A 14,351-nucleotide genomic window follows, 5' to 3' on the forward strand; every position below is an offset into this window, starting at 1 on the left:
ATACACGAGTAAACATTGGGAAGCGATCATTTGAATCGCTTCTTTTTTATTTCTCTTTAGATATTAGAAGCAAAAAGGAAGTGATTTAAGTAATATGAACACGGATTTGCGCATATTGATAGACAGTTCAATTAACGTTGGTAGTTCAATTAAGAACATCAATAATGATATCAAGGCATTAGCCAGTCATCCCTCCCTCAAATCGCTAAATTTGAAAGTGGATATTGATAAGTCGTTTGTTAAAGCTATGAATGAGTTTGTTACTGCAACTAAGGTATTAAGCACAGCACTTGAACAACAGCAAAAGGTAATTAATGAGTCAATCGTAACAACCAAAAAACTAGACGGTTCTATTGAGAAAGTTACACAGAAACAACTTTCTAATGGCTCAATTATCACGCAGAACACAAAGAAGATTAATGAAGAAACTAAAGCTTATTCAGAGCAAAAGAAAACTCTACAACAACTTGAGAAAGAGTTAGATGGATACTCCCTAGCACGAACCAGAGCCAATAAGAATAAACTTGGCGAGATTAATAGTACAACCAATACATATAAGAATCAGACTGGTCAACAAGTTAGTGTCAATGTAGACAATGCTGGAAATGTTAAAAATTACAGTCAAGTCACCGATTATCTCAAGCAACAACAAGATGCGTTACAAAAAGAGCAAGCCATTAATAAGCAGCGCGAACAAGTAGCTCAACAGGAATATGCAACACGCAAGGCATTAGCTGACAAAAACCTTAAAGAAGAAGAACAGCGTAATCAGCAATTCCTCAATCAGTTGAAGACTCGATTTGTCGAAGAGCAGAAGATTGCTCGTGATCGAGACGCATTGGATAAGGCACATTCAGCAGCTATAACTGAGAATTTGAACAGGCAAAAAGCTGTTGCTGATATGCAAGCGAAAATAACGTCAGCTCAAACTAAATTCAAGGGCAACTCCTCTGCTGTTGCTGAGTTGAATGCACTAAATGCTCAACTTAAAGATGTAGGCAAAGTTAGTAATTATAAGAATGCGCTAACAGAGTTGCAAACTAAGTTAACACAGATAACGACTCAAGCCAAACTTGCAGGAAATGAAACCAGAACATTAGGACAACGTTTCGGTGATGCAGCTTCTAAAGTAGCTATGTGGGCAGGTGCAACTTCATCTGTATATATGGTTACACGAGCATTGAGAGATATGGTAAGTGTTGTTATTCAAGTAGATAGTCAAATGACACAGTTGAAACGTGTAATGGATGAATCGACTGACTTTGAAGGTATGTTGAGTCGTAGTATTCAATTGGCAAATGAGTTGGGTCGAAGTATTACAGAGGTAAACGAGAATGCTATTGGATTTGCACGTATGGGATTCGATGAAGATCAGACCATGAATTTGGCAAAGACAACCACTTTGTTGCAGAACATATCGGAGTTAACCCCGGGTGAAGCTGTAGATACATTAACGGCAGCAATGACCATATACAATGTTGAAGCAAGCAAGAGTATTGAAATTGCGAATAAGTTGAACGAGATCGATAACAATTACGCAATTACAACTCAAAATCTAGCCTTATCGTTGACGAAGGCTGGAGCCGCTGGAAATACCTTCGGCGTATCAATGGAGAAGTTACTTGGTGACACTACAGCAATTACGACCGCCACTCGGGAATCGGGAGCAGTTGTAGGAAATAGCCTTAAAGCCATCTACTCTAGGCTTACCACAATGAAAAAATCAGAAGGTGTGTTAGCCAAGGTTGGTATCTCTATGCGTGATATGAGTGGTGAAGTTAAAGATGTTCCTATAATTCTGGATGAACTCGCAGGTAAATGGAATGGATTATCCAAAGAACAACAGCAGTATACTGCTGTTCAATTAGCCGGAACGTGGCAGCTCACAAGATTTCTCGCATTAATGCAAAATTACAATATTTCCCTTTCCGCCACTGAAACAGCTCTCCATTCTCAAGGTTCGGCGGCGCGAGAAAATGAAAAATATATGCAGTCACTCGAAGCTCGCATTGCAAAGATGAAAACAGCTTGGGAAACTATGTCCATTGCCTTTGGTAATGCCATTATCTCCGACTCAATTGTTGTACTTACTTCATTATTCGCATCCATGATGAACGGTGTTGCTTCACTTGTTGAAACTGTTGGTGCTCTGCCAGTTGTCTTAGGCGTGGTAGGTAGTGGGTTAGTTCTATTAAGAGCATCATTTAAACTACTGCTTATCGATATAGTTAATACAGTTAGAGCATTGTTCAATATTGCTCCTTCTGCTGCAACAGCATCTGCTGGATTGCGAGGTTTAACTGTTTCAAGCCAAGCAACTGCGGGTGGGCTTCGATCTGCTGGTACTGCGGCTACATTTGCAAAAACCGCATTGCTTGGATTAAGGTCAGCTACACTGGTTGGATTAGGATTTTCTGCACTAGGTCTCGGATTAGAGTGGATTATAGGTCTTTTCTCTGACACAACCAAAGCAACCGAAGATTTCACAGACAAAACTGAAGAGTTAAATCAGAACCAATACGATCTTTCAAATCTCAAATCTCTATCAAAAGAGTATGATGAGTTGTCTAAAAAGACTGAACTAAGTTTTGAAGAAAAGTCTAAACTTGCTCAGATTGAGAGTGAATTGTCTAGTAAATACAATGTGACTACCACAAATGTTGACGGACAGACCAAATCGCTTCAAGAAAATAATAAAGCCATCCAGTCTCAAATCGCATTAAAAGAAGAAGATTTAAAAGCTTCAAGATTAGCTGCTGAACTTGATTATACCTCGAATTCTGTAAACATTGAAAAAGATATCGAGAGTAAAAGAGATGCTTTGATAAATCAAGAGAAGAAGTATAATGAACTACTTGCTGAATACGAACAGAAGAAATCAGAAGCACAACAGTTTGATCCTGTCACAGATAAAGCTCACTATGATTGGTATCAAGATTCAATTAAAGACCTAGCTGGTCGTTTAAAAGAAGAAACTGATTTACTCACTAACTCTAAAACAGAATTTCAAACCGCTTTGAATGCTAAGGTTTTGGCTTTTAAGGGTGCTGGTCAATCTTTCGTTGATGAGCAAGAAGCAAACAATGTTGAGATTAAGGGTCTCACTCGTGAATTCTTAGATATTTATGCTGCCGCCGCCGCTGAAAGTGGAGTCTCATCTGATGAGTTTAGCGAGAATATTAAAAAAGTCTTCTATTCAATCCAACGTAAAGATTTGGCTAGTGCAGAAGAAGGAATGAATCTACTTAAAGAAATGCCGGGGATCACAACCCTTACTGCAACTTCCTTTAGAGATTTACAGTCCACTTTATCTCAACAAAACTATCAGCCAGTCGCAGAAGGTCTTGATAGTGTTGCTGATTCAGCAGACGGATTGAGCAGTTCTGCTGATCAAACTGGTCAAAAAGTGAGCGTCATGTCTCAAAAGTTAGATGAGATGGCGACATGGGCTACTGAGTCAAAAGAAGAGATTGAACTTTTGAATAAGGCTCAACTAGAGTTATCAAAGAAAAACACCCTCTCTGCTGAAACTGTGAAGAAAATGAATGAGAAATACGGTGACTTTATTAAGGTAACTGGGCTTAGTAAAGAGGCAATTCTTAAATTCATAGCGGCTAAAAAGGATGAAAAGACAGAATTTATTGACTCCGAAATCAAGAAAACTGAAAGTGCAATCAAAAACTCTATGGCTCGTATTACAGCCATAGAACTAGAGATTAGCGCGCGGCAAAAACTAGCTGATCAAATGAAAGATGATTATGCCGATATTGCTGGTAAAGATACCCTTGAAGACATTAAGACCGAATCTAGAATGGGCGCTGTCAGGGCTCCTATATCAGATAAACAGGCTGACTTGACCAAAGAAAAAGAAAAATTAAACGAATTAATAGCTACACTTCAAACATGGAAGGGTATTGGCGAGGATACCAAACAAACAATTGAAAATGGAACTGAAGCAGTCAAAGACAGCGAAAAGGCAACTAAAGATGCCACTAAATCCAATGATAAATCCAATGAATCCTACACAGAGACAAATGAAATTCTGACTGAGACTCAGAAGAAACTTATTGAATTAGCAGACGCTACCAAGAAAGTTCAAAACGAACGTAGCATGATGGTTAAGGGTTCGAAAGAGTACATCAAGAGTCTTAAAGAAGAAAAGAGATTGCTTGATGATAAAATCGCTACTCAAGAGGAAGCCCTTAAGAATCCATCCGAATTAGTTTCGACCAAAGTTAAGACCACCACCACTACAACAGCATCATCTGGTGGCAGTTACTCTGGTAAATACGATGATATAATCAATAAATACGCCTCTAAAAACGGCGTTGATCCAAGACTCGTGGCTGCCATTATTCAAACTGAGAGTACTTTTAATCCTAACGCTAAATCGGGCGCTGGAGCTATGGGACTAATGCAACTTATGCCGAAAACCGCAAAAGGGCTGGGTGTTAAAAACGCATATGATCCTGAACAAAACATTGCGGGTGGTACAAAGCACATTGCTAATCTTCTTAAGGAATACAATGGGAATGTTGAGTATGCTCTAGCTGCGTATAATGCGGGTTCTGGAAATGTGAATAAATGGATTAAAAAAGGTCAGATGGGCAACATTCCGTTTTCGGAAACAAAGGCTTATGCTCCTAAAGTTTTAGCCAACTATAATTCAATCTCTGGCACCAGCTCCTCCTCTACTTCAGCATCTTCTTCCTCTGGCTCTGGCAAATCAAACAGCAAACTAGACACCATGATCAATGCCGCTTTGAATATGCAGGGCCAATTTAAGTATCAGCAAGTCGAAGGAAAATTTAAGGGGACATTTGAGGATTTTAAGAAACGAGCACTTGCTGACTGTTCTCAATTCGTACAAGAATTCTTTGAAGAGTTCATGGATATCACTCTTCCCCGTACTGCTGCTCAACAATCGCAACAAGGTACTGCTGTAGCCAAAAAGGACTTGAAAAAAGGCGACCTGATCTTCTTTGAGACCAAAGATGGACACAACGCATCTCATGTTGGCATTTATACGGGTAACAGTAAGTTTATTCAAATGGGTACGGAAAGTGGACTTAGCGAACAAAGCCTCAACAGTAGTTATTGGGCACCTAAGTATCGTAGCGCGCGACGTATTAAAGGTGTTGGCGAATCGACCACTAGCTCAGACGGTAAAATCACAACGGAAATCATAAATGCTGCAGGTAAAGAAATAGCAGATGCCGTTCGCGAGACCAAGTTAGATATATCATCGGATAAGGCGCAATCGTATCAATTTGGCTTGGATATTGTTGAAGGTGTAATTGCAGGTACTGATAATGCGATTGCCAAATTACAATCCAAACGTGAATTGTCGGCAAATAAACAAAGTCGATACACACAAGACAGTCCCGAATGGCGCAAAGAGGAAATGGCTCAAAGTAGCTATCTCCAGCAAGAGCAGAAATTAGTTGAACAACAAAACAAAGATATTCGTCAACAACTAATGGAGCAGAAAATCACTCAAGGTGAGTATGATGCTAAAATTGCTGAAAATAGTGCTAAATGGTGGGATTATCAGGCTCAAATTGATGATAAGCGTAAGAATGTATTTGATAGCCAACTATCTTCTTATGATAAACAAATCAAAGCTGACGATGATGCACTAGCTATTTCTGATGCCAAGTTGCAATCGATGACTGAGGGTACGGTTGAATACAACAAAGAGCTAAAAAGTCAAATTCCAATCCTAGAACATAAGGGATCTGTTTTAACCAAAGAAATTGAGTACACCAAATCATTACTTAAAAGCGGTAAATTGAACGCCGAGATGACCGCATATTACAATGATAAACTTCAAGAGTTCAATTTGTCGTTACTTGGAGCGAACTCTGCTTTAGCCGATGTTAACAAAACTCTCAAAGACTTACGTGAATCCGCTGCCGACAACATTATCGAAGAATATAAAAAAGTCATTGAACAACAACGTGACTTAGCACTGGATGCCATCGATAAAGAACGTGAAAAAGAAGACAAGCGCCATGAGGAACGCACCAAGAATATTGATGATGAACAGAAACAATTTGATGATTATATCAATGCTCGACTCAAAGCACTTGACCGAGAATATGCTTCTGATGATCACGAGGAAGAACTTGCGAAGAAAACCAAGGACAGAAATAAAATCCTTAGTGACATTAATGATCTCTCTTTAGACGATTCCATTGAAGCTGATGCCAAGAGAAAAGCGCTTAAGGAACAGTTAGCTTCCGTTGAAGAAGAAATTTCTAAGTTTCAGCGTGACCGTGAACGCGAACTTATTAAACAAGGTTTACAGGATCAACTTGATAGTCGTAAGGATGTAAACGACAAGATCAAAGATGAGGAAGATAAGAAGCATCAAGATGCTCTCGATAAGTTGGATGATGAAAAGAAAAAGACTGAACAAAAGTATAAAGATATTCTTGAGGATCAGAAGTATTTCTATGATCTGAAAAAAGGATTGATGAGTGAGGACGCAACAGTCGTAACTGCTACACTTGGGATTATTGGTGGAGAATATGATAAGTTATTCGCCAACATGAAAACTCATATATTCGAAACGTCAAAAGAGATGCAGAATTTAGTCTATCAATTTCAACAAAGTCAAGACGCTTTTAACAAGTTTAAAGGTGGAGATTATTCAGCACCAGAGCCCGGAAGCAGCAATAGCGAAACTGAAAAAATTAAGGGGACAATGGCTTCAAGAAAGGCTTGGACTGAGTATTTAAACAATAAACAGTCTGCTGAGTCAATCAAGAACGATATGAAAAAGCTTGATAAGTCTTCTGCTCAATACAAAAATTTGGAGAATGATTTTAACAAGTTGAAGACAAACAATGACCAGTTGCGTTCAGTATATGGATTCCCAGATGGTAGTTTCAAGGATTTAGTTAGTCAGAAAATCTTTAGCGCTGAAACTGGTGGCATGACTCCAGCTTGGGGGTCAGAAGGTAAATTACTGTTGGCGCATGAAAAAGAGATGGTTTTGAACAAGTCAGATACATCAAATGTGTTGAAAATTGTTGATGTGGCAAGAGATATGTTCAATAGATTCAAGAGTAATTTTAACCTTGATGCAATTAGACCAGCGACATCTCCTACTCTATCCCCCGCCACTTATGGAGACATTAATGTACATATTGACAGACTGAACACTGATGAAGCAGGAGCGAAAGATTTCTTTACTAGAATTGCCTCTGAGCGAAGAAAAAAAGGATACTAGAATAATACAATTAAGCACTCGGAAATGGGTGCTTTTTTCTATATCTATCTTTACGATTTCATACCCTTGACTTATATTGTATTCGAGAGGAGTAATGTAATGGGTAAAAAACGATGTCAATGCGGTTCATTTGCTACTTTGCATCATACATCTAAGTCAAAGCGTACCAATCAAACTATAGCAATGATTCACAATGTCCCAGTCTATATATGTAGTGATTGTGGCTTTAGTTTCATGACTGGTTCAGACAGTAAGCAATTTGCAAGTAGTACATAGAATAGAGTGACACAGTGTCACGCTTTCCTGATGAAGTAAACCCATTAGACTCGTATGCAATCACTAGTCATATAAATCAGATGTGTTTCTGATCGGTCTAATGGTGTTCATCATTCTAGTATGTATGGTATAATATTCCTTAACAACAGAATGGCTAATATGGGCGGTCGGCTAGTCTCCTGCAAAGGAGGTGATGCCCGTGGAAGTGAAAGATACACTTATGTTGATGATTCAATTCGCAACGTTGGTGATTTTGATTCTTTCCTTCAACAAAAAGAAATAGACCGCCCTCGGCAAAGGTGACGGTCAATTTCTGGATACCTATGTTCAGCCACCGCCCTTAGAAGCGGCTGTTGCAAAGAGTAGGGATGTTCACGCATCCTTGCTCTTTTTTATTGTATCCATAGTGTAGCACAACAATTCCCAAAATTCCACATTCACAATGCGGATTGTTGATCAGTTATACACTCATTGTTAATCAGTTTGGTTAGGAGATGAGGTAGATTGGTACAAGTCAAACCTATACATAAAACCAATTTGGGTATAGACAGCAGACAAAAAGAAGTCCTAAAAAGTTATATTAGTGCAATGCCAAATGGAGTCAATTTGAACAAAGTGAGGGAGTGGATAAGGTATGACAGAGATTAAAGTGAAACCGATTCGTCCGACCAAGATTACAATTAACAGTGAAGAAGAATATAGAGCATTCGTTGATTTTGCCCACGGTGTGAATCAACCATATGACGCAATCATTGAAAAGGTTAAGGAACGACAAAGGAATCATGTTCGTACACCTAAAAGGAAAAGACATGAAGAGTAGAATTAATGAAACACCATATCAATTGACACGCTCCAAATTATCCAATCCACACTCACATATACCAATGTCTGAACGTTTAACAAGAAGAAAGTCAATTGACCTACGTGACAATCACATTGTTGTTGATATAAATGATGGATTTGTAAAAGTCGTAACAATTGATACATCCAAGACCCACACCTACATAGACAGTGAATACGCTGAACAATTTATCAAAGAAGTACACAGTAAACCAACTGAAGCAGCGAAACAGCGAAACAAACAGGCACAAGCATTGTTACATAGGTTGCAACGTTAATACCGAAATCGAGGTGGGATTAGATGAAAACTCAAATGGCTTCAACTCCAACACTTAAAGGCGAAGATGCTAAACGTTTACTTGATTCTCTTAGGAATAAACCAACTGAACGATCACGTAAGAATGCTGAGAAACTAAAGGAACACTTTTTAAGGATTGAGGAAACTCGGTTACTTAAAAATCCAGAAATTACATTGGATTCACCTGAGAAAGAACAACTATTCAATAAGCTACTATATGGAAAAGTAAATGAAGAACTGAAGCAGAGAATTAAAAATACTCCATCTATCCCAAGAAGAAAGCCCAAATAAATAGGGCTTTTTTATTTGTCCAAATTTAAATAATGGAGGTGATAAATATAACAATACGTGATGATTTATATTTTGTTTTTGATGGTATTACCAGTCAAGAAATGGGACTTATCAATGTTAATTTGAACAGTGGTATGCTGGAAGAACAATTAATGTCTGAACAATCGATAACCGAAGAAAAAATACGACATAATGATACTCCCTACTTTATTGGAGTTGAACGAAGTCCATTTTCAATTGAATTTAGCTTTGCATTTGAAGATGTCTTTGATGATGAAAAAATAACGACAATCACAAACTGGCTTGGTAATCAACCATACTATAGAGAACTATACTTTTCCAATAATATTGACAGACGATACTATGCTATCTACAACGATAGTCCAAAACTTATACATAATGCTCTGAAACAAGGATATATCACAATTTCAATGCGAAATATTAGTCCTTACACCTACTCCCCCACTCTCACCGAAGGTCAGTATGATTTTTCTTCCAATGCACCTATTGGATCTGATATTACAATTGAAAATCTTGGAAACATGAATTCACCGCCTGTTATTGAAATTGAAAAGATAGGTAATGGAGAAATTGAAATTATCAACTATTCAAATTCTGAGAGTCCCAACTTTCGCTTGACCAGTCTTGTCGATAGAGAAAGAGTTATTATTGATTGTCAAAAAGAAGACATTACCTCTGATATCCCTCTTACTTACCACTTCGATCATGTTTACGGCTCCTATCCTTCATTTGTCTCAGGGTTTAATTTTCTAAAAGTAAAGGGAAATTGCAAAATCACATTCAAGTACCGCTGCATCTTTAACCAATGTTAGGAGGATTTAATTGATAGAAGAATTTACAACCAAAATAGCTAAACCTAAGATTTACCTATGTAGACCCAATATTAATCGTTCCACTGTAGCCAATCTCACAGAAGCATATCAAATCAAACGAGAGGTCAGCAAAGGAAACATTGGAGAACTTAGTTTCACTCTTCCCCTATTTCTCAACGACCAATTGGATATGAAGCAAATTAGAAATAACCATGTAGACGAAATCAGAGAGAAGTTTCTTATACGCTTTGAGTATGAATATGAAACAGAATATTACATAATCGATAAAGTATCTAAAATTATGAACGATACGGATACCGTAGATGTGAGCTGTTATAGTTTGGGATATGAATTGTCTGCTAAATTGATTCGTGACTACAGCGTAGTATCCTACAATGCCAAACAAATGCTTAACGATATATTAAGAGAAACCATTTGGAATATCGGTTATATGGATGCACAGTTTGAATTGAAGTATCGTTCATTCGATCTTAGCGGTACGAGACTTGAAGGTGTCCAGAAGATTGCGGAACAATTCAATGCTCTGATTGTTTGGGATACCGATTTGAGACAAATCAGTTTTTACGACCCCGAAAACTATGGGATCAATAAGGGATTTAAAGCAAAGATGGGCAAACTCATGAAAGGTGTATCTCAAGAATTGAATCTTGATGAGTTTTGTACACGACTTAAATTGTTCGGAAAAGATGGAATGTCTATTCAATCCGCTAATCCAACTGGAACTAATTTCATCCAAGACTTCACCTATTTTGTCTATCCATTCAAGCAAGACAGTAACGGAAACGTAATTAGTCATAGTCACTATATGAGTGATGAATTATGTATTGCTCTAGCTCGTTACGAAAAAGTTATCGAGAATAAACAAGGTGAGTACACTACCCTACTTAATCAACTTGAGATTCTGAATGGACAACTTAGTACAAGGAATAATGAGTTAACAGCTTTAAAAACAGAGTTGGCCCTAATTGAAGATAATCTTGATACATATAACGCCACAGATAAATCAGGACTTCCCAATACTCAACTTATCAACGACAAAAATGCTAAACTTGCACAGATCAACTCGAAAAACATGGAGATTTCTACTCTAACAACACAAATAAATAATGTAAATGCGTCCATGCAAATATTACATAATCTTTTCAAAATGGAAAACAACTTTACTCGTGACCAACTAATTGAACTAAATCAATTTGTTTATGAGAAAGAAATCAGTGATGACAATTACACTGATCCTAAAAAGCTGCTTGAGGACGGTAAAAAGGAATTCAACAAAGTTCGGGAACCACAAATTATTGTTGATTTATCCTTGGTTAACTTCTATGAGATATTTACCGAACAACACAATAAAGATAAGCTCTCCATTGGAGATGTGGTCACAGTTGAGCATGAAATATTGGGAATCCATGTCAAAGCATTTGCAACGAAAATTACATACGACTTCGAAGCATCAAGTATTGATGTGGTCGTGTCTAATGCTCAAGAATTGATGACAGACGAAGAAAGATTTATGCGTGAACACACGAATAGTATTAGTAGTTCGGCTACTTTAGATATGAGCAAATATAAATGGGATCAAGCTAAAGCAACCGCAGATGATGTCTCACAAATTTTTAATAGCACTATTGATACGGTTAAACGTAATATTACGGCAGGGGTAAATGAAACAGTAGATATTTCTAGGCGTGGAGTCATTGTTAAAGATCCTGCTGATCCATTGAAGTTTCTTATTATCCAACATGGGCAATTAGCTTTAACCAATGATGGAGGAAACACTTGGAAAACAGCCATTATGCCTGATGGGATTGTAGCGGAAAAAAGTATTTGTGTTCGGATTGAAGGTGTTTCAGTTGTTGACTAGCGAAACAATAACAATCCGTTGGAATAGTAAAACAAAAAAACATTTCGTTGATAAAGGATACATTTTCACTAAGTACGGCGATAGATTAGAAGTAAAAGTAAATGACCTAATGCCGTCTAGTAATGCCCATGTATTTTATAGATGTGATTATTGCTTTGAGAAAGGTATGGAAAATAATTTATCTGCTCCTTTTTGTAAATACAAAAAAAGAAGAAGTAATTATAAAAAGGATGCTTGCACTCGTTGTGCCCATTTAAAAAATAAAGACGTTTGTCTTGTAAAATATGGTGTGGAAAACTACTTTCAAGTAGAGATGTTTAAAGAAAAATCTATAAATACTCAACTTGAAAAGTACGGTATGCTTTACTCTCAAACAGAAGAAAGACAAAATCAAATAGAAAACACCAATATTGAAAGATATGGGTTCAAAAGTCCGATGCAAAACGAGCGAATACAACAAAAAACAAAAATTACTAATCTTATAAGATACGGTGACGAAAACCCTATGCGAAATGAGGATGTTAGAAATAATCTTAAAGTTTCAATAATGAAAAAATATGGGGTGGAGTACATATCTCAAACAGAACACTATAAAGAAAAATTCAGAAAAACATCTCTTGAAAAATTCGGCGTAGAACATCCATTCCAAAGTGAAGAAGTAAAAGAAAAAATCAAAAACACTAATTTAATAAAATATGGGTTTAAGAGTGCAATGCAAAATGCAGAAGTAAGAAATAAAGCCAATCAAACATTACACAAGAATGGCAATGTTAAAACATCGTCTCAACAATTGGCGCTTTTTGAAATGTTGAGCAATAACAATAACTACTCTGTAGAATTAAACTATCCGTTAAGTACATTATCTTTAGATGTTGCTCTCTTCTATAAGGGGGTAAAAATAGACGTTGAATATGATGGGTGGTACTGGCATCAAAATCAGCAACAAGACAGAAAAAGAGATGAAGTTGTAAAATCAATGGGGTGGAAAGTATTGAGAGTTATTGGCGGAAAAAAACTACCTAACACTAACGATCTAACTGAAGCAATTGATAAATTAGTAGACTCTGACATAAAATTTACTAGAATTAAAGTAGGTGAAGCATCATGAGTTGTTGTTTAGTAATTCAAACCGCTGATGATGTGTGGATTGGTTCAGATAGTGCGATATCTACATCGATTAACAATAATTCCTACCGTGTGTCTGATGACGGTGAAAAATTATTTGAAATTGATAATTTTGTTATTTTTTGTTCTGGCTCACTCCTCCTTTCTTACAGAATAATGGATATTTTTAAAAAGACCAAAGAGAGATCAATTAGTGCTTTATCAACTATTGCAAAAACAGAATACGAATGTTCTCCAATACCAAATAAAAATTTAGATATAGTTGTGTGTTTGGTTACAGACAAGACGGAAGTGATTCAATTATCACCATATCTTGATTTTGTTCCAAAACATAACTTTGTAATGGGAAATGAAATAGGTTTATTTGTTGCTGGAATAAAGACTCAGGAAGCAGAAGAAAAAGCCATAGAATTAATAAATAATCAAATTAAGGTATCTGAGATATTCCTTAATACATTTTCTTATTTAAGCTGTGAAGAAGTTGGTGGATTTTTAAGTGTATTTCGTTTAAATAAGAACGATAATAAAAAAATTATATATCAAAAAATCGCAGAAAATAATATAAGATTGATCGAGAATTTTAACACCCCTCAAAATTTGATTATAGCGGAGAGAATAATTGGTAAACTATTGTTGGGTAACAAACTGATCATATCTGATAATGATGGCACGTTTACCATTGAGGGTAACCTATTGACCATTAAAGATAAGCAGGGGAATATTCGGGTACAGTTAGGTGAGTATAAACCGGGCGTTTATGGGTTGAAAATTGTAAGCCCTAAAGGTACAGTAATGATCGATGAAAATGGAATTGTACAAACAGATACAATTCAATTAGCGGATAATGTAGATGCTACCCATGCGTTAAAATTGAAGTTCTATATTTCACCAAGTACATTGAGGTATGACCAATTTCAATTAAATTTTACACTGGAAAACTTCAGAGCGTACAGCAAAGGTGCTGCAAGCGCATATATAGACTTGCATACTACAGAGTCTGAACGGATTGATTTGACAACAACTGAGGAGAGAAGCTTCCAAGCAACATCCACCGAACCGGAAAATGTGTATGGATCAACTCAAACCGAAGGAGTATATGTTGGTCAAGGTGGACACAACCATGGATGGGCAGATGGTTTAAAATTTAAGGATATTAATGGAATAACAAGAGAATGGCAATCATCAGGAAATCATCAACATGCTGTAACACTACAACCTCATACTCATAGGTTTACGGTTCCTGAACATGCTCATAGTATTACAATGCCCTCACATAGCCATAGAATTACTGTTCCACCTCACAGTCATGCAATTGAATATGGGATTTATGAAGGTACAATGGCAACAGGGGTGCAAGTGATTATCGATGGTATTGCTAGAGGAAGTAGATACTATTCTAGCGAAAATAATGTAGATATTACCCAATGGATTCAGTCGCCCGGATGGCACACAATAGAGCTGTCATCCCTTCAATTGGGTCGAATCAATGCCAATCTATACATGAAAACATTTGTTGGAGCTTAAGAAAAATGAGACTGAATCTCAATTGATACAGTCTCATTAGCTTTA

The 14,351-nt window shown here is 36.9% G+C and carries 9 protein-coding genes; all 9 read left to right on the forward strand.

What is annotated here, in order from left to right:
* Nucleotides 1-94: 94 nt before the first annotated feature.
* The 9 genes from ACR32F_RS20880 (at nt 95) to ACR32F_RS20920 (ending at nt 14,306) form a co-directional block, all read left to right on the forward strand.
* Nucleotides 95-7,237, forward strand: coding sequence for a phage tail tape measure protein (locus tag ACR32F_RS20880; protein WP_440110376.1), 7,143 nt, complete (start codon nt 95-97; stop codon nt 7,235-7,237).
* A gap of 469 nt (nt 7,238-7,706) precedes the next feature.
* A complete protein-coding gene (locus tag ACR32F_RS20885) occupies nt 7,707-7,796 on the forward strand; it encodes a putative holin-like toxin (protein ID WP_367988533.1) in 90 nt (29 codons plus the stop codon).
* Nucleotides 7,797-8,147: 351 nt separating this feature from the next.
* Nucleotides 8,148-8,333, forward strand: coding sequence for a hypothetical protein (locus ACR32F_RS20890; protein ID WP_440110379.1), 186 nt, complete (start codon nt 8,148-8,150; stop codon nt 8,331-8,333).
* The gene (locus ACR32F_RS20895; RefSeq protein ID WP_440110381.1) at nt 8,323-8,631 is read left to right on the forward strand and encodes a hypothetical protein; all 309 of its coding nucleotides are present in this window, start codon (nt 8,323-8,325) and stop codon (nt 8,629-8,631) included. Before ACR32F_RS20890 ends, ACR32F_RS20895 begins: the two co-directional genes overlap by 11 nt.
* Nucleotides 8,632-8,654: 23 nt before the next feature.
* A complete protein-coding gene (locus ACR32F_RS20900) occupies nt 8,655-8,942 on the forward strand; it encodes a hypothetical protein (protein WP_440110383.1) in 288 nt (95 codons plus the stop codon).
* Nucleotides 8,943-8,980: 38 nt separating this feature from the next.
* Entirely contained in the window at nt 8,981-9,775 is a 795-nt protein-coding gene (locus tag ACR32F_RS20905) for a phage tail domain-containing protein (protein WP_440110385.1), read from the forward strand.
* Nucleotides 9,776-9,785: 10 nt separating this feature from the next.
* Nucleotides 9,786-11,657, forward strand: coding sequence for a phage tail protein (locus tag ACR32F_RS20910; protein WP_440110387.1), 1,872 nt, complete (start codon nt 9,786-9,788; stop codon nt 11,655-11,657).
* A complete protein-coding gene (locus ACR32F_RS20915; RefSeq protein WP_440110389.1) occupies nt 11,650-12,765 on the forward strand; it encodes a DUF7487 domain-containing protein in 1,116 nt (371 codons plus the stop codon). Before ACR32F_RS20910 ends, ACR32F_RS20915 begins: the two co-directional genes overlap by 8 nt.
* Nucleotides 12,762-14,306 carry a hypothetical protein gene (locus ACR32F_RS20920; RefSeq protein ID WP_440110391.1) on the forward strand — a complete coding sequence of 515 codons (1,545 nt, stop codon included), beginning with the start codon at nt 12,762-12,764 and terminating at the stop codon, nt 14,304-14,306. The genes ACR32F_RS20915 and ACR32F_RS20920 overlap by 4 nt, the downstream gene beginning before the upstream one ends.
* Nucleotides 14,307-14,351: the final 45 nt, after the last annotated feature.

It is taken from the genome of Paenibacillus hebaui, from assembly GCF_051934385.1.
Classification (GTDB): Bacteria; Bacillota; Bacilli; order Paenibacillales; family Paenibacillaceae; genus Paenibacillus.